We start from the raw sequence: 25,063 nt of genomic DNA, 5'->3' as shown, positions 1-25,063 counted from the left end.
ACCGGGTGGTCAGGGCAGGTACTCGGCCGGGATGTCGGCCTGTTGGGCCCTGAGCTCCTCGCCCAGCGCCTTGGCCTGCGGGTCGAGTCGCGGGCTGGCCGCCACACCCCGTCCCAGCAGCCCGTGGACGACGAAGTTGACCGCGTGCAGGTTGGGTAGCTCGTACCGGTCGAGGCGGTATCCGGCCAGCTGGGGGAGCAGCTCCCGGAGCCGGTCGGCCGTCAGGTACGCCGCCAGCCAGCCGTACTGACCGGCGGAGCGTACCCACACACCCAGGTTCGCGTTGCCGCCCTTGTCACCTGATCGTGCCCCGGCCACCCTGCCCAGCGGCGCCCGCACGGTCGCGCCGCCGGAGTGCGCGGGCGCCTCGGCCACGACCCCGTCGTACCCGTTCGCGGAATGCTCGGCGACGGGGACCTCCACCGGCGTCCCGTCCACCGTCACCCGCGCCGTGACCGAGCCGGCGGGCACCAGAACGGGCCAGTACACCCCGTACGGCGAGGCGTTCCCCGGCGGGGTAAGCCCGTAGAAGCCCGGATAACTGGCCAGCCCCGTCTCCACCACCGCCGAGGAGAACCTGCGCCCGGCCACCTGGGCATCGGCCGACTTGACGGTGACCCGCAGCAGCGGCGGATCGTAGCTCACGTCCACCTCGTCGAACGCCTCGCGCGGCACCCGGGCCCAGATCGCCTCCTGCGCCACCCGCGCCTTCTCCTCCAGGTCCAGGCCGGTGAGCATCAGCGTCATCGTGTTGCGGTAGCCGCCCAGGTAGTTGACGGCCACCTTCAGCGTGTCCGGCGGCGGCGAGCCGCGCACCCCGCTGACGCGGACCCGGTCGGGCGCCTCCTGCTCCAGCGTGACGGTGTCGAAGTGGGCGGTGACGTCGGGGCCGAGGTAGTGGGGGCCGCCGATCTCGTAAAGGAGCTGGGCGGTGACGGTGCCTACCGTGACCGCGCCGCCGGTGCCCGGGTGCTTGGTGATCACCGAGGAGCCGTCGGACTCCAGCTCGGCGATCGGGAAGCCGCAGTGCGCCAGGTCGGGGATCTCGGTGAAGAACGCGTAGTTGCCGCCGGTGGCCTGGCAGCCGCACTCGATGATGTGCCCGGCGGCCACCGAACCGGCCAGCGCGTCGTAGTCGGTGGGGCGCCAGCCGTACCGCCAGATGCCGGGGCCCGTGACCAGGGCGGCGTCGGTGACGCGGCCGGTCACCACCACGTCGGCGCCGGCCCTGAGGGCGGCGGCGATGGGGAGTGCGCCGAGGTAGGCGTTGGCGGTCAGCGGGGTGGCGTCGAGCCTCTCGCCGGTGTCGGCGTTCGTGAGGTCGAGGTCGCGGCCGGTCAGGTCGTCGCCGCTGACGGCCGCCACGGATGCGCGCAGCCCCAGGCGGGCGGCCAGGTCGGTGACGGCGGCGGCGCAGCCCTCCGGGTCGAGTCCGCCGGCGTTCGAGACGATCTTGATGCCTCGGTCCAGGCAGGTGCCCAGCACCTGCTCCACCTGCTTGAGGAAGGTGGGGGCGTAGCCGGGGCGGCCCTTCAGGCGGTTGCCCGCCAGGATGAGCATGGTCAGCTCGGCCAGCCAGTCGCCGGTCAGTACGTCGATCGGGCCGCCCTCGACCATCTCGCGGGCCGCGGACAGGCGGTCGCCGTAGAAGCCGCTGCAGTTGGCCACGCGCAGGGTCACGGCACCCACTTCGGCGGGCGCTTGTCCACGAAGGCGGCGATGCCCTCCTGGCCCTCCTCCGAGGTGAAGCGCTGCGCGGACAACGCCGTCATCTGCCGCAGACCCTCCTCGAACGACACCTGCGGGATGTCGCGTACCATCCGCTTGGTGATCGCGAGCGCCTCGGGCCCGCCCTTGAGGAGCATCTCGGCGTAGCGCGCCACCTCCGCGTCCAGCCTGTCCCCTGGTACGGCCCGCGTCAGCAGCCCGATCTCCGCGGCACGGGCGGCGTCGAAGACCTCGCCGGTCAGGAAGTACTCGGCGGCGGCGCGGGGCTCCAGCCTGCGCAGCACCGGCACCGAGATCATCGCGGGTACGACGCCGAGCCGTACCTCCGTGAAGGCGAACGAGGCGGTGTCCGGCGCGATCGCGAAGTCGCAGGCGGCCACCAGCCCGAGCCCGCCCGCCCGCGCGGTGCCGTTGAGGCGGCAGATGACCGGTTTGGGACTCTCCCAGATCAGCCCCAGGATCTCCGGGAACGACGCCGTCACCGGCGCGTCACCCGCCCCGGTGGCCGGTTCGATGCGCTGCTCCTTCAGGTCGGCGCCCGAGCAGAACACCGGGCCGGTGCCGGTCAGCACGATCAGGCGGACCTCCGGCTCGGCCAGCGCCCAGTTGAGCCTGGCCTCAAGGTCGCCGAGCAGGCGCACCGACAGCGCGTTGCGGTTCGGCGGAGAGTCCAGCGTGATCGTGGCGATGCCGCCGTCGAGCTCCTTGTGGACCAGACTGCTCACTCGTCCCCCTCCTGGATGATCGCCAGCACGCTGCCCGCCTCCACCTGCTGCCCCTTTTCCACGCGCAGGCCGGCGACGACGCCGTCGGCGGGCGCGGCGATCTGATGCTCCATCTTCATGGCCTCCAGCACCAGCACCACCTGACCCTTGGCCACGCGGTCGCCGGGCTCGACCTCCACGCGCAGCACGCTACCGGGCATGGGCGCGAGCAGTGATCCCGGGGCCACGTGCTCGACCGGCTCGGGCAGCCGCGGCAGCGGCGTCAGGCGGGTGGAGCCGACGTAGACGGCGTCGCCGTAGCGGGCGACGTCGTGCGCGTGCCTGATCCCCTCCCGTTCCAGCACCACACGGTACGGCGTCGCCGTCACGACCGTGATCCCCTCCGGCAAGGGGCGGTAGACCACCTCGATCTCGGCGAACCTCGCGCGTTCCTCCTGCGAACGGACATTGCGCCACCCGGCGGGCAGCGTGGCCAGGACCTTGGCCCCGGCCCGGTGGGCGGCGGCGAGGGCGAGGGCGGCGGCCAGGGCTTCCAGCTCGGTGGGTTCCGGGGTGGCGGTGAGATCGTGCTGGTCGAGGAAGCCGGTGTGGGTGGCGCCTGCCAGGTAGTCCGGATTTTTCAGGATATTGAGGAGGAGATCGCGATTGGTGGTGAGGCCGTGGAGTGTGGCGTGTCTCAGGGCGCCGGTCAGTTTCCTGATCGCCTGGATTCGGGTGTCTCCGTGGGCGATCACCTTGGCCAGCATGGCGTCGTAGTGGGTGGAGACCTCGGAGCCCGACTCGACCCCCGAATCCACCCTGACGGGGCCGTCGATCTCGAACCTGTGCAGGGTGCCGGATTGGGGGACGTAGCGGGCGTCCTCCGCGTACAGGCGGACCTCGATCGCGTGGCCCGACGGCTCCGGGGGTGCTTCCGGCAGGGCGGCGCCCTCCGCGACCTCCAACTGAAGCCTGACCAGGTCGACGCCGTAGACCAGTTCGGTGACCGGGTGCTCCACCTGCAGGCGGGTGTTCATCTCCAGGAACGCCACGGTGTCGTCCTTGACCAGGAACTCCACGGTTCCGGCGCCGGTGTAGCCGATGGCGCGGGCGGCGCTGACGGCGGCCCGCTGGAGCCTGTCGCGCATCTCGCCGGAGATCGCGGGGGACGGGCATTCCTCCAGCACCTTCTGATGGCGGCGCTGGACGCTGCACTCGCGCTCACCCAGGGCCCAGATCGTGCCGTGGGTGTCGGCCAGGATCTGTACCTCGATGTGCCGGGCGGCTTCGAGCAGCGGCTCCACGAACACGGTGCCGTCGCCGAAGGCCGACTCGGCCTCCCGTCTCGCCGAGGCGACCTCCCGGTCGAGGTCGTCGGCCGAGCGCACGACCCGCATCCCGCGTCCGCCGCCTCCGGCCGACGCCTTGACCAGCAGGGGATAGGGCAGCTCGTGCGGCGGATCGATGGGCAGTGACGGCAGGACGGGGACGCCCGCCTCGGTCATCAGGCGTTTCGCCTCGACCTTGGAGCCCATGGCGGCGATGGCATCGGGGGAGGGGCCCACCCAGGTCAGGCCCGCGTCCAGGACGGCTTGGGCGAAGGCGGCGTTCTCCGACAGGAAGCCGTAGCCAGGGTGGACCGCGTCGGCGCCGGATGCTCGGGCCGCCTGGATGATTCGGGAAATGTCGAGATAGGTGGCGCTGGGGGTGACGCCGCTGAGCCGTACCGCGTGATCGGCTTCCGCCACGTGCGGCGCGGCCGCGTCGGCGTCGGAGAAGACCGCGACGGTCTCGATGCCGAGCTCGCGGCAGGTGCGGAAGACGCGGCGGGCGATCTCCCCGCGGTTGGCGACGAGCAGGCGCGTGATCACGGTCATGGACGGAACACCCCATATCTCTGCGGTTCCGGCTCCGGCGCGCTGTTGATCGCCGACAGGCACAGTCCCAGCACGGTCCTGGTGTCGCGGGGGTCGATGACGCCGTCGTCGTAGAGGCGGCCCGACAGGAAGAACGGCAGCGACTCCGCCTCGATCTGCGCCTCGACCATCGCGCGCATGGCCGCGTCCTGCTCCTCATCGTACGGCAGGCCGCGTGCCTGCGCCGAGGCCCGGCCCACGATGGACAGCACCCCGGCGAGCTGGGCCGGTCCCATGACCGCCGACTTGGCGCTCGGCCAGGTGAACAGGAAGCGCGGGTCGTAGGCGCGGCCGCACATGCCGTAGTTGCCCGCGCCGTAGGAGGCGCCCATGGTCACGGTCAGGTGCGGCACGCTGGAGTTGGACACCGCGTTGATCATCATGGCGCCGTGTTTGATGATGCCGCCCTGCTCGTACTCCTTGCCGACCATGTAGCCCGTCGTGTTCTGCAGGAAGAGGAGCGGGGTGCGCGACTGGTCGGCGAGCTGGATGAACTGCGTCGCCTTCTGCGACTCCTCGCTGAACAGCACGCCGCGGGCGTTGGCGAGGATGCCGATCGGGTATCCGTGGAGGGTGGCCCAGCCGGTGACGAGGGAGGGGCCGTAGAGGGGCTTGAACTCCTCGAAGGCGCTGCCGTCCACGATCCTGGCGATGACCTCGCGGGGGTCGAACGGGATCTTGAGATCCTCGGGGACGATGCCGAGAAGCTCCTCCGCTGGATATTTCGGGTCATGGGGGGTTGTGGGGGTGGCGCCGAGCTTGCGCCAGCGCAGCGATTTCACGATATTTCGGCCTATGCGGAGGGCGTCATGCTCGTCCACCGCGAGGTAGTCGGCCAGCCCGCTCGTCCGCGCGTGCATCTCCGCCCCGCCCAGCGACTCGTCGTCGGACTCCTCGCCGGTCGCCATCTTGACCAGCGGCGGACCACCCAGGAAGACCTTCGCGCGCTCCTTCACCATCACCACGTAGTCGCTCATCCCGGGCACGTACGCGCCGCCCGCCGTGGAGTTGCCGAACACCAGCGCGATCGTCGGGATGCCCGCCGCACTCAGCCGCGTCAGCTCCCGGAAGATCCGCCCGCCCGGGATGAAGATCTCCTTCTGCGTCGGTAGGTCCGCGCCGCCCGACTCCACCAGATTCACGTACGGCAGGCGGTTCCGGAGGGCGATCTCCGACGCGCGCAACGTCTTCTTCAGCGTCCACGGATTCGACGCCCCGCCCCGGACCGTCGGATCGCTGGCCGTGATCACGCACTCGACGCCCTCGATCACCCCGATCCCCGTCACCACGCTCGCGCCCACCGGGAAGTCACTGCCCCAGGCGGCCAGCGGCGACAGCTCCAGGAAAGGGGAGTCGGGATCGATGAGGAGCTCGATGCGCCCCCTGGCGAGGAGTTTGCCGCGTTTGCGGTGCCGGTCGACGTACTTCTCACCCCCGCCCGCGACGGCCTTGGCGTGCTCGGCGTCCAGATCGGCCAGCTTGGCGAGCATCGCCACGCGCCGCTCCAGATACTCCGCGCCGCCCGTGTCCAGCCTGCTCGTGATCATCGCGGCGGCTCCAGGGGATCTGTGTCGTCCGGTGGTGAAGTTGACGTTCGCGTCAAGCCGATGGCGCGGGCCCAGAGCTTGGTCAGCAGGTCCACGGCGGCGGCCTCGTCGGCGTGCTCGCCCAAGTCCAGCCATACGTGGGCGAAGTGCTCCACCATGCCGCCCAGCATGATCGCGGTCAGCCTGGGGTCGAGCGTGGGGTCGGCCAGGCCCTGGTCCTGGAGGCGGCGCAGGCCCTCGGCGCCCCTGCGGACGAACACCTCGCGCAGCTCCAGCAGCAGACCGGCGAAGCTCTCGTCGGTGGTGGCGGCCTGTTCGAGCATCCTGACCAGGCGGGAGTTGGCCGCCCAGGCGCGCAGGTAGAGGCGGTTGGCCGCCTCTATGCGCTCATACGGCCCGCCGGAGACCGCGGGGCCGACGACGCTGGCGGTGAACATCTCGCCCACCACCACCCCGGCGACCTCCCTGAACAACGCTTCCTTGGAGTCGAAGTACGTGTAGAAGGTGCCGTGGGAGACGCCCGCGCGGGCGCACACGTCGTCGATGCGGACGGCGTCGAGCGGCTGCACCGCGAACGCCTCCCGGCCGGCGTCGACCAGAGCGGCCCTGGTCCTCCGGCCGCGAGCGGTCAGCACCTCAGACTTGACGATCACGTCAACTACCCTACGACTGCCGCCCCGGCCAACGGAAGACCCAACCACCACAAACAAGACACCCCATCGGCAACCACCCCACGCTTGCTGGTCGCGCGGTGCCGTCTCATTCCGGTGCCGGACGCCTCTCCGGGCCACCGCACCGTTCGTCGCCCTTCGGGCGCACGGGTCTAAGCGCGCACGGGTCTATGCACGCACGGGTCTATGCACGCACAGGTCCTATGCGCGCACCGTTCCTGTGCACGGGTCGTCCGCCGGGTGCGCCTGGGCCGGACTGCCGTGTTCTTTCGCCCGCGCGGGGAGCGGGCGGCAAGGCCGTACCTCATGGCGCGTGCCTTTCGCCCGAGCGTGGCAGATGGGCGGCAGGCCTACCTCATCGTGCGGGTCCTTCACGCTCGTGCGGCGGGCCGTACCTCATGGGGCGAAATGACGGCGGCGCCGCGCCCCTGGGAGGGGTGCGGCGCCGCCGGGAGGGGGTCTAACCGCAGTGGCTCCAGCCGGACTTCCAGGACAGGTTGCCCCAGGAACCGCCCCAGATGACGCACTTCTTGAGCGCGGCCAGGCGGACCGGTCCGGCGTAGGCGGTGAACGAGCCCGGGTTCGCGCCGGAGCCGCCGCCCTTCACCTGGAGGATGGCGTTCATCGACACCTTGCCCGGGTACAGCAGGCGCGACATCGTGACGACGCAGTTCTTGCCCTGGGCCGAGTTGTACATCAGGTAGATGGTCGCCTTGTCGCCCAGCGCGTGGGAGTTGACCGTCTTGAAGCCGGAGCCGCAGACCTGGCCGACCGTGTACGGGTTCGGCTTGGTGCTGGGCTTCGGGGTCGGCTTGGGGGTTGGCTTGACCGTCGGCTTCGGGGTCGGCTTGGGCTTGGCCGTCGGTTTGGTCGTCGGCTTCGTGGTGGGCTTCGAGGTCGGCTTGGGCTCCTCGGACGGCGGGTCCGTCGGGCCGGAGGTCTCGCCGCCCGGGTCCACCTGGTTCTCGGACTTGCTGGGCTTGGTGGTGGGCTTCTTCGAAGAGGGCTTGTCCGACGGGCGCGTCTCCTGCTGGGGCGGGTTCGTCGGGTTGGGCTGCTGGTTCCTGGACTGCACCGGTTCGGGCAGCGTCTCCAGCGACGGCTCCTCGAACGTCGGGTCCTCGCTCGGCAGCAGTTCGGTGGGCTCGCCCTGCGTGGGCTCATTCGTGGGTACGGCGGGCAGATCCGTCACCACGGGCGGCTGCCCCGCGTCACCGGAGCCGTCGCCCGCCGGAGTCGGCGACTCGTCCGAACCGAGGGCGTTGACCAGCGCCACTGGCGTCTGGCCGCTCTGCGCGGCGATGACGACACCGCCCACGACGAGCAGCGCCACCGCGGCGACACCGGACAGCGCGTAGGTCAGCGTCCGGCGGCCGCGGGAGGCGGGGTCGGCCTTGCCGTCGTTCCGCCCCTGCTGCCCGGCGACCGCGGCCGCCATGGGCCCACCCTGCGGAGGCACACCAGGTCCAGGCACACCCCGCTGTCCAGGCGGCCCGAACATCCCCGGTCCTTGAGGATGCGCCTGTCCGGGGCCCTGCGGTCCGGCCGGACCCTGAGGCCCAGAGGGAGCGTGGGGTCCGGACGCCGCCTGAGCGCCCGCGACGGCCCCTGGCACGGAGGGAGCGCCTGGCGCGGAAGCGGGCATACCGGCCACGGGCTGGGGGCCGGAGGGAACGTTCGACCCGGATGCGGGCATACCGGCCACGGGCTGGGGGCCGGAGGGGCCGTGCGGGCCGGATGTCGGCTGCTGGCCAGGGACGGGCTGCGGGCCGGGGGCGGCGGGCTGGGGGCCGGTGGTGGGCGGGGCGTTGTCCGGGAGGGGGCGGACGTGGGCCGTGGGGCCGGTGACGGGTTCGACTGCGGCGCGGGGGACCGGCTGGCCGGTGAGGCGGACGATGATCTGGTCCGCGGTCGGCCGGACCGCGGGGTCCTTGGAGAGGCAGGCGGCCACCAGTTCGGCCATCGTCCCGTCGAGCCCGACGATCTCGGGCTCCTGGTGGAGGATCCGGTTCATGACCACGGGGATCGAGTCGGACCCGAACGCGGGCCGCCCGGACGCGGCGAACACCATCGTGACGCCCCAGGCGAACACGTCCGCCGCCTCGGACACCGGTGCGCCGCTCAACTGCTCGGGAGCCAGGTACGACGGCGTCCCCATCGCCATCCCGGTGGCCGTGGCGCCGGGTGAGTCCAGGGCACGCGCGATGCCGAAGTCGATCACGACCGGACCCTCGGGCCCCATGAGGACGTTCGCGGGCTTGAAGTCCCGGTGCAGGATCCCGGCGCGGTGGATGGCCGCGAGCGCGGTGGCCGTGCTGATGGCGAGCCGTTCGAGCGCGGCGCCGCGGCGCGGACCCTCCTGGTCGACGAGCTGACGCAGCGACGGCCCGGCCACGAACTCACTCACGATGTACGGTCGGCTGCCCTCCAGATCGGCATGCAGCACTGGAGCGGTACAGAACCGGGCTACCCGCTGCGCGACCGCGACCTCCCGGAGGAACCGGTCACGGGCCGTCGGATCGGCGGCCAGCGCATGATGCAGCAGCTTGACCGCGACCTGCTCTCCTGAGTCAGATTTCCCCAGGTAAACAATGCCTTGACCACCCTCGCCGAGCCGGGCGACGATGTCGTACGCACCCAGCCGTCGCGGGTCGTCCGCCGCCAACGGCTGGTACTGATTCACGTCGGACCCCCATAAGTCATCAATAGATGGGGCAAAACGCTACCAGTGTGCTAGTTGGTGCGTCTGCTGACCTGAGAGATCTTTCACGTTTTAACCCGGTGCTAAGGCACGGCACCTGCCAGTCAAGAAGCCGTTTACCCGATCATTCCGGCGCGCCGAAAGGCGGCGGATCCGCGGGCCGACCAGGCGTGCCGTACCGGAAAAGAGGCCAGAAAAGGGGTCAGATGGCCTTGCCGGGGTTGAGGATGCCCAGCGGGTCGAAAACCGCCTTGATGCCGTGGTGTATCTCCTCCACGACCTCGCCCGTCTCCAGCGCCAGCCACCGCTTCTTCAGCAGCCCCACCCCGTGCTCGCCGGTCAGCGTGCCGCCGAGCGCGAGCGCGCGGGTGAACACCTCGTCGGCCGCCGCCCACACCTCGGGCGGGGGTTCCGAAGCGCCGCGGTCGAAGATGAAGACCGGGTGCAGGTTGCCGTCCCCCGCGTGAGCGACGGTGCAGATCTTCACGCCATGCCGTACTGCTGCCGCCTCGATCGCGCTGATCATGTCGGGCAGGACCGAGCGCGGCACGCACATGTCCTCCACGAGGCAGGCGCCCAGGCGCTCCTTGGCGTGGTAGGCCATGCGGCGCACGCCGATCAGCTCCTCGGCCTCGGCCGGAGACGACGAGACCGCCACGAAGGCCGCGCCGTTGGCCTCGCAGACCTCCTGCATGCGCGCGACGGCCGCCGCCGAGTCGGTGGCGTCGGACTGGCCGATCAGCATCGCCATCGTCGCCGCCTCAAGGCCGATGCTGCGCATGTCGTCGATGGCCTCCAGCGTGGCGCGGTCGAGCAGCTCCAGCAGCGACGGCTGGCAACCGGCCGCCATGATGGCCGACACCGCGGCCCCCGCCTCGCGCAGGGAGCCGAACTCGGCCGCGAACGTCGCCGGCGGTGACTCCGGCGCCCTGCGCAGGCGTACGGTCGCCGCGGTGATCACCCCGAGCGTCCCCTCGGAGCCGACGAACAGGCCGGTCAGGTCGTAGCCGGTGACGCCCTTCATGGTGCGGCGGCCGGTGTTCAGCACCCGGCCGTCGGCCAGCACGACCTCCAGGCCGAGCGCGGAGTCGCGGGTCACGCCGTACTTGACGCAGCGCAGCCCGCCCGCGTTCGTGGCCAGGTTGCCGCCGATGGTGGAGATCTCGTAGGAGGAGGGGTCGGGCGCGTACATGAGGCCGTGCTCGCGCGCCGCCCGGTCCAGATCGGCGGTGATCACCCCTGGCTCGACCACGGCGATCTCGTCGGCCGGCGACAGCTCGCGGATCGCCGTCATCCTGGCCAGGGAGAGCACGATCGAACCGTCACCCGCCGTCGCCGCCCCGGCCAGCCCCGTCCCCGCGCCGCGCGGCACCACCGGCACCCGGTGCTCACTGGCCCACCGGAGCGTGGTCACCACGTCCTCCCGAGACCCGGCGAGCACCACGCCAAGAGCCTTGCCAGGCTCGCAGAACGTCTTGTCACGGGCGTAGGAGTCGATCACATCAGGGTCGGTAAGTACGCGTCCGTCCGGAAGGCGGTCGATCAAGGTATCAATCACGCTCACAGGAGAACCTTACGGTTTGCGCTGGCCACGCCTTACGGCCAGACTGCACCAGGTGGATGTGACGTGCCCGGTGTGTTCCCAGGCTGATCAGGTGGCCTCGGTGCCGGGGGTCGTCGCCGCCGGCACGATGTACAAAATCGGCCGGGTACGTCTGCCAGGCGACAAACAGGTCCACGACCTACCCACCGCGCCCTCTCTGGGCGTCTCCAAGCGCGCGATGAGCCGAACCCAGCTCGCGGTATGGCTCTCCTTCCCCAGCCGCCACTACACGCCCTGGGCCCGCAACCAGGGCTACCTCATGCTGCTGGCCGCCGCACTGGTGCACCTGGTGGTCGCGCTGATCATCGCGATGGGCGGAAACGCGTCCTGGGGCGAGGTACTGCTGGCGCCGTTCTGCCTGACCGGCCTCTTCTGGATCTTCGGCACGTTCTTCGTGGTCGGCTCCTACGGCGCCCGCAAACGCGACGACGCCGAAACCCCGGCCAGGGAACGGGCGATCGAGGTCTGGCACGGCCTGTTCTACTGCGCCCGCGACAACGCCGCCTTCGAACCCGGCGTAGGCGTCTCCTTCCACCCCAGCGAAACCCGCGAATACATCTTCGGCTTCCGCCGCTAGCCCCCAACCCCTGCCTACCGGGGGCTCCGTGCGCCGAGGGGCTCGTGCACCGAGAGGGTCTGTGCGCAGGCGTCGCGTGCCGGGAGGTTCGCGTGCCGCGGGGGCCGTGGGGCGGAGCCGGTTTTCGCGCCGAGACGGCGGGAAGTCCGGCGGTGGTGTTCGGCGCGCCGGTACGGCGGCCCGCGCAGGGCACGGAACCCTGCCGGCGAACCGCCGTAACGGCGAGCACCACGTCAGACTGCCGGCCGACCCCGCACGGATGCGAGCCCACGACGGTGGGAGGCGCCCACTGGGCTGCGCCGTAGCGGATGAGGGCGCAGCATACTCAAAGCCGCAGAGATCGATTAGGTGGCGGCGCGGACGCAGATGACGAGGCCGTGCATGGCCTGTTCGAGTTCGTCGAGGCTCGGGTAAGTCGGGGCGATCCGGATGAACCGGTCGGACGGGTCGTCGCCATACGGGTGTGTGGCACCGGCCGGCGTAAGGGCGATGCCCGCGTTCTTGGCCAGTTCCACCACCCGCCGGGCGTTCGGCACCTCAAGGGTGATGAAGTACCCGCCCTTCGGGCTGGTCCAGGTGGCGAGCTCGCCCAGCTCCTTCGAGAGGATCTGGTCAACGACCGCGAACTTCGGCCCGATCAGCTCGGCGTGCTTGCGCATGTGCGCCGCCACCCCCGCGCCGTCGCGTAGAAACTCCACGTGCCGCAGCTGGTTGATCTTGTCGGGCCCGATGGACTGCTTGGCCGTGTTGGCCAGGAACCACGCGACGTTCGCCGGTGACGAACCGAAGAACGACACCCCGCTGCCCGCCAGCGTCACCTTCGACGTCGAGCCGTAGACGAACACCCGGTCGGCGTTGCCGTGGGAGGCGCTCAGGGCCAGCAGGTCGGCGATCTCGGCGTGGTCCTCGGTCAGATGGTGCACCGCATAGGCGTTGTCCCAAAAAATCCGGAAATCGGGGGCGGCGGTGCGCATCGACGCCAACCTCCGCACCGTCTCGTCGCCGTACACGATCCCCGAGGGGTTGCTGTACTTCGGCACGCACCACATGCCCTTGACGCTCGCGTCCTCGGCCACCAGCCGCTCGACGACGTCCATGTCCGGCCCGTCGGCGTTCATCGGCACCGCGACCATCTTGATCCCGAACCGCTCACAGATCGTGAAATGCCGGTCATATCCGGGAACAGGGCAGAGGAAGGTGATCTCTCCGGCCTCCACCCACCGCACCGGCGCGCCCGGCACCGGGCTCAGCAACGCGTGCACGACCGTGTCGTGCATCATCGTGAGGCTGGAGTTGCCGCCCACCACCAGCTGCTCCGCCGGGACCTGCAGCACCGGACCGAACAGCTCGCGCAGCTCGGCCAGCCCCTGCAGGTTGCCGTAGTTGCGGCCGTCCATGCCGTCCCTGGCGACGTAGGACGTGGGCAGCGTCAGCATCGCGTCGGCGAGATCGAGCTGGCGCGGCGACGGCTTGCCCCTGGTGAGGTCAAGCTTGAGGCCCCGGCTGACCAGGGTGTCGTAGTCGCGCTGAGCGTTCACGTGATCTCCTCCGATCGATTCGTTACGAAGGATAGAAGAAGCCGGGCCCGCGCGGGTCAGCAGCCGCCGATCGCGCACAACTTGCCCGCCATCCGCCTGGCGTCCCGCTCGTGCTGCGCCATGGACCGCAGCGGCTTGGCGGCGTTGGCCAGATCCCAGTAGAGGGCCACCGCCGCGCCCCGCCGTACCGCCACGAACTTCTGGGTCTGCGGGACCTTCGCCTTCACCTTGAGCACCCCGCCCACGGCCTCGTCGCCGATCCGCGGCGCGCTCGGCCTGATCTGCGCGCATCCCTTCATCAGCTTGCGCATCCCGGCCATCATCGCCCGCGCCTTGCTCGCCTTGCTGAACACGAACACCTGCTCGCCGCGGATCCTGTTGGTCTTCTCGCCGCCGCCGATCTCGGTGTCATAGGTCAGGTCCCGCCGCGCCGACCAGCCCTTGAGGCTCGCCGGGCGGCACTGGGCGTTCCAGACGTCCTCGTGCGCGCCGCCCTCGACGAGGATCCAGTGCGCGCCGCCCGCGTCCGCGCGCGCCTGCTTCTCATAAAGGAGGAAGTTCTTCGGGATGGACGGCTTCGCCTGCGCCGCCTGCCCCGTGAACAATCCCGCCATCACGACCCCGGCGCACACCAGCGCGACCCTCTTCATCGTCCACCCTTCCTTAAGCCGATCTTCGCAAGGGTAATTGCGCCAATGCTGCGGTTGGCGTGGAATGGGGGCATCGGGGGCACCGCGTCGGAGGGAGCTGCCGTGACGACCGTCCGCGAGACCTCTATCGAGCATGTACGGCGCCGCCGTACGGGCACCGTGATCGTCTCCTGGATGTCGACCACCGACCACAAGGTCATCGGGTACCTGTACCTGATCACCTCGTTCGTGTTCTTCCTCGTGGCCGGGCTGATGGCGATGGTGATGCGGGCCGAGCTGGCCCAGCCGGGCATGCAGCTGGTGAGCCAGCAGCAGTACAACCAGCTGTTCACCATCCACGGCACGGTGATGCTGCTGCTGTTCGCGACGCCGTTGTTCGCCGGGTTCGCCAACGTGGTGATGCCGCTGCAGATCGGGGCTCCGGACGTGGCGTTCCCGCGGCTGAACGCGGTGGCGTACTGGCTGTTCCTGTTCGGCGGGCTGATGGTGCTGGCCGGGTTCATCTCGCCGGGCGGCGCGGCCGACTTCGGCTGGTTCGCCTACACGCCGCTGTCGACCGCCACGTACTCGCCGGGGCTCGGCGGCGATCTGTGGATCATGGGCCTTGCGCTGTCGGGGCTCGGCACGATCCTCGGCTCGGTCAACTTCATCACCACGATCATCGGCATGCGGGCGCCGGGCATGACGATGTTCCGGATGCCGCTGTTCACCTGGAACACGCTGCTGACCAGCATGCTCGTGCTGATGGCCTTCCCGGTGCTGGCGGCGGCGCTGCTGGTGCTGGAGTCGGACCGCAAGCTCGGCACCCAGGTGTTCGCGCCGGAGAACGGCGGGGCGATGCTCTGGCAGCACCTGTTCTGGTTCTTCGGCCATCCCGAGGTCTACATCATCGCGCTGCCGTTCTTCGGCATCATCACCGAGGTCATCCCGGTCTTCAGCCGTAAGCCGATATTCGGCTACATGGGGCTGGTCGGGGCGACGATCGCGATCGCCGGGCTGTCGATGACCGTGTGGGCGCACCACATGTTCCCGACCGGGCAGGTGCTGCTGCCGTTCTTCGCCTTCATGACGTTCCTCATCGCGGTGCCGACCGGCGTGAAGTTCTTCAACTGGATCGGCACGATGTGGCGGGGCCATCTCAGCTTCGAGACGCCGATGCTGTTCGCCGTCGGGTTCCTGGTGACGTTCCTGCTCGGCGGGCTGACCGGCGTCATCCTGGCCGCGCCGCCGCTCGACTTCCACATCTCCGACACCTACTTCGTCGTCGCCCACTTCCACTACGTGGTCTTCGGCACCGTGGTGTTCGCGATGTTCTCCGGCTTCTACTTCTGGTGGCCGAAGATGACCGGCCGGATGCTCGACGACCGGCTCGGCAAGGTGCACTTCTGGACGCTGTTCATCGGCTTCCACACCACGTTCCTGATCCAGCACTGGCTGGGGACGCTCGGGATGCCGCGCCGCTACGCCGACTTCGGCGCCGCCGACGGCTTCACCACGCTCAACGAGATCTCCTCGGTGGGCGCGTTCCTGCTCGGCGCCTCGACGCTGCCGTTCCTCTACAACGTCTGGAAGACCGCCAGGCACGGCGCGAAGGTCACCCTCGACGACCCGTGGGGCTACTGCAACTCGCTGGAGTGGGCGACGTCCTGCCCGCCGCCGCGCCACAACTTCACCAGCATCCCGCCGATCCGCTCCGAGCGCCCCGCCTTCGACCTGCACTATCCCCGCGAGCCGGTGCAGGCACAGCCGCCGCAGGTGGAGCAGCCGCAAACCGAGAGAGACATCTGACCTTTTCAGGAGGTCCTCGTGGTGCTTGTGTGGAGATGACATTTCGCCTTTCTAGGGAGATCGGCGATGACAGGCACCAAAATCCCCTTCACCCCTGAACAGGCTCCCTGCGGGAAGCGGTCTGGCGGTGAGCGCCTCGTCGACGACGACGGCTACGGCCTGGTCATCAGGGATCAGTTCTTCGAGTGCGGCTGCCGCAGGATCCGCCACGAGTACCACGACGGCAGCATCCATCTGTCCGCCATCCGGCACGACGGCAAGCGGGTGAAGGACCCCATCGAACCCGACCACGGGAAGTGACGCCCATGATCGATGTGCTCATCGTCGGAGGGGGCGGCGCCGGGCTCCGCGCGGCCATCGCGGTCGCCGAGGCCGACCCGGAGCTGAGCGTGGCGGTCGTGTCGAAGGTCTACCCGATGCGCAGCCACACCGTCTCGGCCGAGGGCGGCGCCGCCGGGGTGATCGCGGCAGGAGACTCCCTGGACGAGCACTGCTACGACACCGTCTCCGGCGGCGACTGGCTCTGCGACCAGGACGCCGTCGAGGCCTTCGTGGCCGAGGCGCCCAGGGAGCTGATCCAGCTGGAGCACTGGGGCTGCCCGTGGAGCCGGGAGGCCGACGGGCGGGTGGCGGTGCGGCCGTTCGGCGGGATGAAGCGCGAGCGCACCTGGTACGCCGCCGACAAGACCGGCTTCCACCTGCTCCACACCCTGTTCCAGACCACGATGAAGTACGGCGAGATCCGGCGCTACGACGAGTGGTACGTCACCAAGCTGATCGTCGACGACGGCCGCGTCCACGGCGTCGTCGCCGTCGAGATCAGGACCGGGCACATCGAGACCATCGCCGCCCGCACCGTCATCCTGGCCACCGGCGGCTGCGGCCGGGTCTTCCCCTTCACCACCAACGCCGCCATCAAGACCGGCGACGGCATGGCCCTGGCCTACCGGGCCGGGGCGCCGCTGAAGGACATGGAGTTCATCCAGTACCACCCGACGGGCCTGCCGTTCACCGGCATCCTCATCACGGAGGCGGCCCGCGCCGAGGGCGGCTGGCTGATCAACAAGGACGGCTACCGCTACCTGCAGGACTACGACCTGGGAAAGCCGACGGAGAAGCCGAAGCTGCGCAGCATGGAGCTGGGCCCGCGCGACCGCCTCTCACAGGCGTTCGTGCACGAGCAGCGGCGCGGCCGCACCGTCGAGACGCCCTACGGCCCCGTCGTCTACCTCGACCTGCGCCACCTGGGCGAACGCAAGATCGACGCCAGGATCCCGTTCGTGCGCGAGCTGTGCCGCAGCTACCAGAACCTCGACCCGGCCACCGACCTCATCCCGGTCCGCCCGGTCGTGCACTACGTGATGGGCGGCGTCCACACCGACCTGGACGGCGCCACCCCGATCGCCGGCCTGTACGCCGCGGGTGAGACCGCCTGCGTCAGCATCAACGGCGCCAACCGGCTCGGCTCCAACTCGCTGCCCGAGATCCTCGTCTTCGGCCGCAGAGCCGGTACGGCCGCCGCCGCCTTCGCCCAGGCGCACCGGCAGGCGGAGCCGCCCGCCGTACACGCGCAGGGGGAGGACGAGCGGCGGCGGCTGGAGCGCGCGCGGGAGGGCAACCACGGTGGCGACCGCATCGCGGACCTGCGGGAGCGGATGCAGCACACGCTGGAGGGCGCGGCCGGGATCTACCGCACCGGCGCCGAGCTGGCCAAGGCCGTCGACACGCTGGCCGAGCTGCGCGAGCGGGCGGACGGCGCGCGGATGGACGACACCAGCGCCACCTTCAACACCGAGCTGATCAACCTGCAGGAACTGCACACGATGCTCGACGTGGCGCAGACGATCGCCGCCTGCGCGCTCAACCGGCGCGAGTCGCGCGGCGCGCACCAGCGCACCGACTACGAGGCGCGCGACGACAGGGAGTTCCTGGCCCACTCGCTCGTCTACCGCGCCCCCGACGGCGCGCCGTCCGTCGGGCTGCTGCCCGTGACGATCACCCGCTGGCCTCCCGGCGAAAGGGTTTACGGCCGTGACTGAACCCGACGCAGTGAGCGGAGTGGACGGCGCCGCGAAGCAAGCCGGCCGCGGAGCGAATGAGGAGGGTGAAGGAACCATCAGACGCGTGACTGAACCCGACGCAGTGAGCGGAGTGGACGGCGCCGCGAAGCAAGCCGGCCGCGGAGCGAATGAGGAGGGTGAAGGAACCATCAGACGCGTCACTGAGGCGAAACACCACGAGGTACGCCAGACGACCACGCGCACCATCACCCTCGAAGTCACCCGATACCGGCCGGGGCAGGACAGCGCGCCCGTGCTGGAGAGCTTCGACGTGCCGCTCATGGACGACTGGGCGGTGCTCGACGGGCTCAACTACATCAAGGACCAGCTCGACGGGACGCTGTCGTTCCGGTGGTCGTGCCGGATGGGCATCTGCGGCTCCTGCGGCATGAACGTCAACGGCGAGCCCCGGCTGACCTGCGGCACGTTCTTCACCGAGTTCGGCGACGGGCCGATCAGGATCGAGCCGCTCAAGGGCTTCCCGATCATCCGCGACCTGGTGGTGGAGGTCGACGACTTCCTCGACAAGCTGCGGCACGTGAAGCCGTGGCTGATCAGGGAAGGCGAGGAACTGCCGCTGACGACCGAGCACGCGCAGACCCCGGCGCAGCTGGAGGCGTACAAGCAGTACTCGATGTGCATCAACTGCATGCTCTGCTACTCGGCCTGCCCGGTCTACGTGCTCGACCCCGACTTCCTCGGCCCGGCGGCGATCGCGCTGGCCCAGCGCTACGAGCTCGACTCGCGCGACATGGGCGACCGCTTCGACATGCTCAACCTGGACGAGGCGGTGTGGGGGTGCACGTTCGTCGGTGAATGCACCAAGGTCTGCCCCAAGCACGTCGATCCGGCCGAGGCGATCCAGCGCTACAAGGTCACCGCCGCGATGCGGTCCATCCTTCCTTGGAGCAGGCGATGACGACGGCGTACCGGCCGCCGCGCGACCACGCGTGGTTCCTGCGCAACCGGAACTACACGGTGTTCGTCGCGCGCGAGCTGACCAGCGTGTTCGTGGCGTGGGCGATCGTCTTCCTGATGATCGTCATCGACGCCGTGCTGAACGGCGGCGACCCGGCCGCCTTCGCCGGGCAGCCGTGGGTGATCGCGCTCAACGTGGTCGCGCTGGCCGCCACGACCTTCCACGCGGTGACGTTCCTGAACCTGGCCCCCACCGCCACCGTCATCAGGCTGGACGGCTACCGCCTGCCCGCCTGGATGATCCAGGGCGGCAACCACTCCGCCTGGCTGCTGATCTCGGCGGTCATCGCCTACTTCGTGCTGAGGACGCCATGAGCCGGCGGCGTACGGCCGAGCCTTATCTGTGGCTGCTGTTCAGCGGCGGGGGAGTGGTGGCCGCGCTCCTGCTGCCGGTGCTGGTGCTGCTGTTCGGGGTGCTCATGCCGCTCGGCGTGCTCGACTGGCCGTCCACCACGCATCTGACCGCGCTCCTTGACCCCCTTCCGGTACGGCTGGCCCTGGTGGCCGTCATCGTGCTGTGCCTGTTTCACGCGGCGCACCGGATCCGGCACACCAGTGAGGAACTTCTGGGCGTGGCCAGATTCGACCTGTTCATCGCGCTGCTCTGTTATGGCGGCGCTATTGCGGGCGGCACTCTAGCCGTGCTTCTGCTGTTCTGAAATTCCCCACTGATACATCACATTTCCCGAAAGGGCTTTACGATCACTTGACCTTGGGCTTAGCGTCCGCTTTGTGCCAAGCAGACGCTACTTAGCCACAGTCCCCGCGCTCACCCTCATCGCCACGGGACTCGCCGTCGCACCAGTGGACGCCTCTATCGCGAGGTATGTCCCCAGCGCGGCTGACGCCTACATCAACTACGCCCCGCCCCGGGTGGAGAAGACCCTCGAGGAACCGCCGACGCCGGGCTCGCCCGCCGCCCGCAGCCTCTCCCCGGCGCAGAAGTTCGACCAGAAGTTCACCAGCGGCAACCCGGTCGCCGGCCGCGTCCTGGCCGCCCGGGAGAACGAGGCCATCAGAACCGGCCGCAACCCCGCCGACTGGATCTTCAAGAAGTCGAAGCAGACCAAGACGGCCAAGCTGCTGACGTTGCTCGTGGAGTTCAACGAGAACGCCAACGACGACTTCTCCGGCTTCAACCGCCTGCGCACCCCCGACAGCGGCCCCGAGGACTGCGTCGTGGAGCCGCCGGGCACCAAGATGAACGGACCGCTCCACAACAACATCCCCGACCCGGCGAGCCTGCCGCAGAAGGACAACAACTCTTTCTGGGTTCCCGACTTCAGCCCCGCGCACTTCAACAAGATGCTCTACACCGACAAGGGCATCACCGAGCGCGTGCGCAAGGACCTCAAGGACCCGCGCGACGGCCGGGCCGGCATCGACATCTCCGGCCACACCATGAAGAAGATGTACGAGGAGATGTCCAAGGGCGCCTACTCCGTCACCGGCTCCGCCGTCGGCTGGATCAAGGCCCCGCACTCCGAGGCGTGGTACGGCGCGGCCGCCTGCGGTGGCGCTCCCCAGGACATGTCCGGCCACCCGGACAACCCGCTGGGCGCCGGCCAGCTCGCCATCGACGCGGTCAACGTCCTGGCGCAGACGCAGCCCGGCTTCAACTGGGCCGAGTACGACCAGGAGGACACCTCCGACGCGGACGGCGACGGCAACTTCGCCGAGCCCGACGGCGTGATCGACCACCTGGTGCTCGTCCACGCCGGCAAGGACAAGTCCTCCGACGGCGGCAAGGAGGGCACCTACGCGATCTGGGCGCACTCCAGCGCGGTCGCGGGCGGCTACCAGGTGCCCGGCACCGACAAGAAGATCTCGAACTACATCGTGCAGCCCGAGGACTCCGGCGTCGGCGTCTTCGCCCACGAGTACGGCCACGACCTCGGCCTGCCCGACCTGTACGACACCAGCGGCGCGGGCAGCTCCGCCGTCGACTTCTGGGACCTGATGTCCAGCGGCTCGCACTCCGGCCCGATCTTCCAGTCGATGCCGACGCACATGGGCCTGTGGGACAAGTGGGTCCTCGGCTGGGCCAACCCGAAGACGCTCAACCCCGGTGACGCCAGCAAGATCGTCACCGTCGGCCAGTCCTCGCGCACGCCCAAGCTCACCGCCGACGGCATCCGCGTCAACCTGGCCAGCCAGCCGCTGAAGATGATCGACGCCCACAGCGGCACCAACGCCTGGTGGTCCGGCATGGACCAGGAGTGGGCCAACGTCAAGGTCACCCGCGACGTGCAGGTGCCCGCCGGAAGCGACCTGCGCTTCTGGATGTGGAACAACTACGAGATCGAGGCCGACTGGGACTACGGCTTCGTCGAGGTCTCCGCCGACGGCGGCAACACCTGGACCCAGCAGAAGGTCTTCAACGAGGCCGGCCAGGAAGTCACCACCCCGGACGACTACCCGGACCCGAACAAGAACCTCAAGACCTTCGGCAACAAGAAGTACGGCCTCACCGGCAACACCGACGGCTGGCGGCACGACTACGTCAACCTGACCCCGTTCGCCGGCCAGACCGTCAAGCTGCGCCTGGCCTACAACACCGACGCGGCCTCCACCCCGCGCGGCTGGCACGCCGACGACTTCCAGCTCACCAACGGCGGCACCGCCGTGTGGAGCGACGACGTCGAGGGCGGCGAGAACGGCTGGAAGGCCACCGGCGGCACGTTCACCAACACCAGCGGCCAGGGCTGGACCGTGAACAACGGCTCGCGCGAGATCTCCCGCTTCTACCTCGCCGAGTGGCGTAACTTCGACGGCTTCGACAAGGGCCTGCAGTACGCCTACGACACCACCTACTCGCGCGACGGCGCCTGGAAGGTGCAGAAGGTCAAGTACAACGCGCCCGGCCTGCTGGTCTGGCTCCGCGACTCGACCTACACCAACAATGTGATCATCCCGAGCCTGGAGCAGCTGCCCAGCATCGGAGCCAAGGGCAGCCTGCTGGTCGTGGACTCCCACTACGAGCCGCTGCGCCGTACCGGGACCGCGGCTACCAAGGACCCGAGCCGCAACAAGAACCTGGAAGGCCGCTCCCAGACCTCCAACGCCGCGTTCTCCTTCAACAAGACCTACCCGTTCAAGGAGTGCCTGGAGGCGCCGAACGAGCCGTTCAGCGAGTACTGCTCGGACATCGCCGCGCTGAAGGGTGTGCCGAACTTCACCGACGCGAAGACCTGGTACCCGGGCTTCGAGCTGCAGAACGGCTCGTTGTTCTACCGCGACTTCGACGCCTCGGCGGTCGTTCCGGCCAAGGGCGACCAGCAGTACAGCACCCGCGTCGTCAACTTCGACGGCACTCCCGCCCCCGACCTGTACGGGACCGACATGGGCCACGGCCACAAGCTCGGCACCGGCAACCCGGGCGACGAGGGCAAGGCGCTGGGCGTCCAGTTCAAGCTGGTCAGCCCCCTGCCGGGCAACCTCGGAGCCATCGTCCAGGTCATCGCGCCCAAGAAGTGATCGTAGGGGCCGCTCCGGCGGCCCTACGATGAGGGACCATGACGGACCTTAGGACCAAGGCGGAGCACACCGCGGCCATCCGGCGGGAGCGCCGGGTGGCCGTGGTGATCAACACACGCTCGCGCCGCGGTCGCCGCCACTACTTCGAGGCGCTCGACCTCATCCACGGTCTGGGCTTCGAACCGCTCGCCGAGTTCTCGGTGCTCAAGCCCAAGCGGTTGCGTGAGCATCTCGACAGGGCGCTGGCCACCAAGCCCGACCTGCTGATCGTCGGGGGCGGTGACGGCACCCTGTCGTCGGCCGTGCGCCACATCGCCCACCGCGACGTGGCGCTCGGCGTGCTCCCGCTCGGCACCACCAACAACTTCGCCCGCAGCCTCGGCCTCCCGCTCGACCTGGCCGGCGCGATCAACGTCTTCGCCACCGGCAAGGTCGCCGACATCGACCTCGGCATGGCCGACGACCGGCCGTTCGCGAACCTGGCCAGCTTCGGCGTCTCCGTCGAGGTGGCCGGCAAGGTCAAGCCGTGGCTCAAGCGCATCATCGGCCGCCCGGCCTACCCGCTGACCGCGCTGACGATCCTGCCGGGCCACCGGCCGTTCCGCGCGTTCATCACCGTCGACGGTCAGCGCCACGAGCTCCTGACCCACCAGCTCAACATCGCCAACGGCCGCTTCCACGGCGGCTGGCAGGTGGCCAAGGACATCAGCATCGACAACGGCCAGCTCGTCGCCTACCAGCTCGGCTCCGGCAAGAAGCTGCGGCTGCTCGGCGAGACGCTCGTGCGGGCGGCGACCGGCCGCTGGCGCAGCATGGGCGGCGGGCCGTTCGTGACCGGCCGCGAGATGCTGCTGGAGACCGACCCGCCGATGGCCGCCGACGTCGACGGCGAGGTACGCCTACGCACACCCATCAGGCTGCGCGTGGTGCCCAACGGAGTGCGCGTGATGGTCCCGGAGACCTTCGAGGACCGCTGAGATCCGCTCCAGCGTGAGCGGGCGCGTCAGCATCTCGCCCAGGCGGGCGCGCGAGCGCGCCCGGTTCTCCTCGGTTTCCGTGGGATCGGTCGCCCGCCGCGCGTAGAACTCCAGCAGATGCCCCTGTACGGCCACGCGCATCGAGAAGTCCTCCGGCCGGGTCACCCGGGCCGGCCCGCCCGCCGCCACGTAGGCGCGGTAGACCTCGGGGTCGCGGGCCACGATCGCGGCCAGCTCCCAGGCGGGCACGGCCGGGCCGCAGTTCTCCCAGTCCAGGACGGTGAGCACGCCTGCCGTGGACATGCGCAGGTTCTCCTCGTTGAGGTCGCGATGGCAGGTCGTCACCCGCGCCGGATCCGGCGCGACCACGATCGCGTCCACCGCGACGAGGTCGTCCAGCCAGGCGTGCAGCGCGTCCTCCCACTCCTGGCGGCGCGAGATCCCGGCGATCCCCGCCCACCCGTCCGCGCCCAGCGGGGCGGCGAACCACTCGGACACCGGCCCGCGGGCGGCGTGCCGTACGCGATGGACGCTCGCGGTCGCCACGCCCAGCTGGGCCGCGGTGATCTCGCCGGCGGCGAGATCGGCCCACTCATAAACCCGCAGGTCGTACGGCCGCGCCCGCAGGATAACCCGCCCGCCGCGGTCCACGACCGGAGCGGGGAGCACCACGCCGGACGCGGCGGCGGCGCGCTGGAAGGCCACGTCGGCGGCGGCGTCGTGCTCGGCCACCTCGATGAGCGACTCCTTGACCGCCCACGAACCCCGATCGGTGTCCACCCGCCAGATCAGGCCCAGCTCGCCGCGGGCCGCGTAGACCGGCTCCGCCGCCACCTCGCCCAGCTCGAACTCGCGCGCCACCCGCTCGGCCGTTTCGATCAGCATGCGCCGACGCTACGGCACCCCGCGGATCTTCCACACCAGAAGGGCGCCCGCGATGCCCACCGCGGCCGTGACCGTGTAGAGGGCCGGATAGCCGCCGAGCTGCGTGACCAGCGGCGCGGCAAGCACCGGGGCGAGCACCTGCGGCCCGGCCGAGGCCAGGTTGAGCACGCCGAGGTCCTTGCCCCGGTCGAGATCGGTGGGCAGCACCTGGGTCAGCAGCGCCTGGTCCACGGCCAGGAACGCGCCGCTGCCCGCCCCGAGGATCACCGCCGCCACGATCACCGTCGGCCAGGACGTGGTGAACGCCAGCAGCACCCCCGCCGAGGCGGTCAGCAGCGCCGCCACGCTGACGATCGGCCGCCGCTTGCCCAGTTTGTCCGACAGCCAGCCGGACAGCAGCGTGGGCGCGATGCCGGCCACCGTGGAGACGGCCAGCAGGATGAGCACGCCCTCGTCCACGCCGTGCCCGGGGAACAGCCGCTCGTAGCCGATCGCGTCACGCAGGTAGTAGAGCAGGTAGCCGGTGCCCATCGAGATCGACAGGTTCAGCAGGAATCGTGTCACCCACGCCCACGCGAAGTCGGGGTGGCGTCGCGGGCTCACCCACAGCGTGCGCCAGTCGAAGCGGGTCTTCTCCGCCTCCGCCACCGGCCCCTCGCCGGTCGCCAGCGCGAACGGCAGCACGGTCGCCAGCAGCAGCAGCGCCATCGCCAGATAGGACGGCAGCACGCCGGTGACGACCAGCGCCACCACCAGCCCGCCCAGCAGCGGCCCCGCCGCCTGCGCCGCGCCCGCCACCGCCAGCACCCGGCCGCGCTGCCACTCCGGCACCCGGTCGGGCACCACCGCGACCGTCGAGGCGTACGCCGCGTTGAACGTCAGCTGCACCAGGCTCCAGCCGATCGTCATGCCCAGCACCGTCTGCTGGGTGCCGAGCAGCGCCAGGGCCGCGGCGCCGGTCAGCGCGCCGAACACGATCCACGGGCGGCGCTTGCCGAAGCGGCCCCGGGTGCGGTCCGACAGCGCGCCGAACGCCACGTTCGACACCATCGACACCGCCGCCCCCACGGCGAACACCACCGCCAGCGACGCCTCCTTGCCGGCGTTGTCCACCACCACCATGTGCTGGGGGAGCACGATCTGGATCAGCGTGAACCAGCCCATCATCAGCCCGAGCTGGGCCAGGGAGAGCCGTGCCGTCCAGCCGCCGGAGACCTTTGCCGTTAACGCGGGTGAGCTCACGAGGAGTCCTCTCCGGTTCGG

20 protein-coding genes are annotated in these 25,063 nt (G+C 70.0%); 9 read left to right on the top strand and 11 right to left on the bottom strand.

Annotated elements, in window-relative coordinates; all coding sequences use genetic code 11:
- Nucleotides 1-9 precede the first annotated feature (9 nt).
- From HNR40_RS17705 to HNR40_RS17675, 7 genes are all read right to left on the bottom strand, one after another.
- Nucleotides 10-1,680, bottom strand: a complete 1,671-nt coding sequence (locus HNR40_RS17705) for an acyclic terpene utilization AtuA family protein (RefSeq protein ID WP_184962514.1) — start codon at nt 1,678-1,680, stop codon at nt 10-12.
- Nucleotides 1,677-2,453, bottom strand: a complete 777-nt coding sequence (locus HNR40_RS17700; protein ID WP_184962513.1) for an enoyl-CoA hydratase-related protein — start codon at nt 2,451-2,453, stop codon at nt 1,677-1,679. The genes HNR40_RS17705 and HNR40_RS17700 overlap by 4 nt, the downstream gene beginning before the upstream one ends.
- Nucleotides 2,450-4,309: an acetyl/propionyl/methylcrotonyl-CoA carboxylase subunit alpha gene (locus tag HNR40_RS17695; protein WP_221340490.1), complete on the bottom strand. Its 1,860-nt coding sequence runs from the start codon at nt 4,307-4,309 to the stop codon at nt 2,450-2,452. The genes HNR40_RS17700 and HNR40_RS17695 overlap by 4 nt, the downstream gene beginning before the upstream one ends.
- Nucleotides 4,306-5,895 (bottom strand): acyl-CoA carboxylase subunit beta, encoded by a 1,590-nt coding sequence (locus HNR40_RS17690; RefSeq protein WP_184962511.1) that lies wholly within the window; start codon nt 5,893-5,895, stop codon nt 4,306-4,308. The genes HNR40_RS17695 and HNR40_RS17690 overlap by 4 nt, the downstream gene beginning before the upstream one ends.
- The gene (locus HNR40_RS17685) at nt 5,892-6,548 is read right to left on the bottom strand and encodes a TetR/AcrR family transcriptional regulator (RefSeq protein WP_221340489.1); all 657 of its coding nucleotides are present in this window, start codon (nt 6,546-6,548) and stop codon (nt 5,892-5,894) included. Before HNR40_RS17685 ends, HNR40_RS17690 begins: the two co-directional genes overlap by 4 nt.
- 478 nt (nt 6,549-7,026) lie before the next feature.
- Nucleotides 7,027-9,249 (bottom strand): protein kinase domain-containing protein, encoded by a 2,223-nt coding sequence (locus HNR40_RS53605; protein WP_312896398.1) that lies wholly within the window; start codon nt 9,247-9,249, stop codon nt 7,027-7,029.
- 220 nt (nt 9,250-9,469) lie between these two features.
- Nucleotides 9,470-10,831: an FAD-binding oxidoreductase gene (locus HNR40_RS17675; protein WP_312896397.1), complete on the bottom strand. Its 1,362-nt coding sequence runs from the start codon at nt 10,829-10,831 to the stop codon at nt 9,470-9,472.
- Nucleotides 10,832-10,922: 91 nt separating this feature from the next.
- On the opposite strand from HNR40_RS17675, the gene HNR40_RS17670 reads away from it, so the two are divergent.
- Nucleotides 10,923-11,447 carry a hypothetical protein gene (locus HNR40_RS17670; RefSeq protein WP_184962508.1) on the top strand — a complete coding sequence of 175 codons (525 nt, stop codon included), beginning with the start codon at nt 10,923-10,925 and terminating at the stop codon, nt 11,445-11,447.
- A gap of 344 nt (nt 11,448-11,791) precedes the next feature.
- Here HNR40_RS17670 and HNR40_RS17665 read toward each other — a convergent pair whose 3' ends face one another.
- Both HNR40_RS17665 and HNR40_RS17660 read right to left on the bottom strand, forming a co-directional pair.
- Nucleotides 11,792-12,985 (bottom strand): aspartate aminotransferase type Ic, encoded by a 1,194-nt coding sequence (locus tag HNR40_RS17665; protein WP_184962506.1) that lies wholly within the window; start codon nt 12,983-12,985, stop codon nt 11,792-11,794.
- A gap of 56 nt (nt 12,986-13,041) precedes the next feature.
- Nucleotides 13,042-13,635: a hypothetical protein gene (locus tag HNR40_RS17660; protein ID WP_184962504.1), complete on the bottom strand. Its 594-nt coding sequence runs from the start codon at nt 13,633-13,635 to the stop codon at nt 13,042-13,044.
- A 102-nt stretch (nt 13,636-13,737) separates the two neighbouring features.
- Between HNR40_RS17660 and ctaD the strand changes: the two genes are divergently transcribed.
- From ctaD to HNR40_RS17620, 8 genes are all read left to right on the top strand, one after another.
- Nucleotides 13,738-15,423, top strand: a complete 1,686-nt coding sequence (gene ctaD, locus HNR40_RS17655) for an aa3-type cytochrome oxidase subunit I (protein WP_312896396.1) — start codon at nt 13,738-13,740, stop codon at nt 15,421-15,423.
- A 66-nt stretch (nt 15,424-15,489) separates the two neighbouring features.
- Nucleotides 15,490-15,723: a hypothetical protein gene (locus HNR40_RS17650; protein WP_184962500.1), complete on the top strand. Its 234-nt coding sequence runs from the start codon at nt 15,490-15,492 to the stop codon at nt 15,721-15,723.
- A 5-nt stretch (nt 15,724-15,728) separates the two neighbouring features.
- Nucleotides 15,729-17,462, top strand: a complete 1,734-nt coding sequence (gene frdA, locus HNR40_RS17645; protein WP_221340488.1) for a fumarate reductase (quinol) flavoprotein subunit — start codon at nt 15,729-15,731, stop codon at nt 17,460-17,462.
- Nucleotides 17,463-17,547: 85 nt separating this feature from the next.
- The gene (gene sdhB, locus HNR40_RS17640) at nt 17,548-18,402 is read left to right on the top strand and encodes a succinate dehydrogenase iron-sulfur subunit (RefSeq protein ID WP_376773476.1); all 855 of its coding nucleotides are present in this window, start codon (nt 17,548-17,550) and stop codon (nt 18,400-18,402) included.
- Nucleotides 18,399-18,776 carry a succinate dehydrogenase/fumarate reductase transmembrane subunit gene (locus tag HNR40_RS17635; protein ID WP_184962495.1) on the top strand — a complete coding sequence of 126 codons (378 nt, stop codon included), beginning with the start codon at nt 18,399-18,401 and terminating at the stop codon, nt 18,774-18,776. The genes sdhB and HNR40_RS17635 overlap by 4 nt, the downstream gene beginning before the upstream one ends.
- Nucleotides 18,773-19,120 carry a fumarate reductase subunit FrdD gene (frdD, locus tag HNR40_RS17630; protein ID WP_184962493.1) on the top strand — a complete coding sequence of 116 codons (348 nt, stop codon included), beginning with the start codon at nt 18,773-18,775 and terminating at the stop codon, nt 19,118-19,120. Before HNR40_RS17635 ends, frdD begins: the two co-directional genes overlap by 4 nt.
- A 73-nt stretch (nt 19,121-19,193) precedes the next feature.
- Nucleotides 19,194-21,938: an immune inhibitor A domain-containing protein gene (locus HNR40_RS17625; RefSeq protein WP_184962491.1), complete on the top strand. Its 2,745-nt coding sequence runs from the start codon at nt 19,194-19,196 to the stop codon at nt 21,936-21,938.
- A 38-nt stretch (nt 21,939-21,976) separates the two neighbouring features.
- Nucleotides 21,977-22,915: a diacylglycerol/lipid kinase family protein gene (locus HNR40_RS17620; protein ID WP_184962488.1), complete on the top strand. Its 939-nt coding sequence runs from the start codon at nt 21,977-21,979 to the stop codon at nt 22,913-22,915.
- On the opposite strand, the gene HNR40_RS17615 is transcribed toward HNR40_RS17620, so the two are convergent.
- Nucleotides 22,838-23,800, bottom strand: a complete 963-nt coding sequence (locus HNR40_RS17615) for a phosphotransferase (RefSeq protein WP_184962486.1) — start codon at nt 23,798-23,800, stop codon at nt 22,838-22,840. The genes HNR40_RS17620 and HNR40_RS17615 overlap by 78 nt on opposite strands.
- 9 nt (nt 23,801-23,809) lie before the next feature.
- Nucleotides 23,810-25,042 carry an MFS transporter gene (locus HNR40_RS17610; RefSeq protein WP_184962484.1) on the bottom strand — a complete coding sequence of 411 codons (1,233 nt, stop codon included), beginning with the start codon at nt 25,040-25,042 and terminating at the stop codon, nt 23,810-23,812.
- Between the last annotated feature and the right edge of the window lie 21 nt (nt 25,043-25,063).

The organism is Nonomuraea endophytica (genome assembly GCF_014203235.1).
Taxonomy (GTDB): Bacteria; Actinomycetota; Actinomycetes; order Streptosporangiales; family Streptosporangiaceae; genus Nonomuraea; species Nonomuraea endophytica.
The sequence above is the reverse complement of the archived record's forward strand: the minus strand, read 5'-3'. Positions and strand labels throughout refer to the sequence as shown.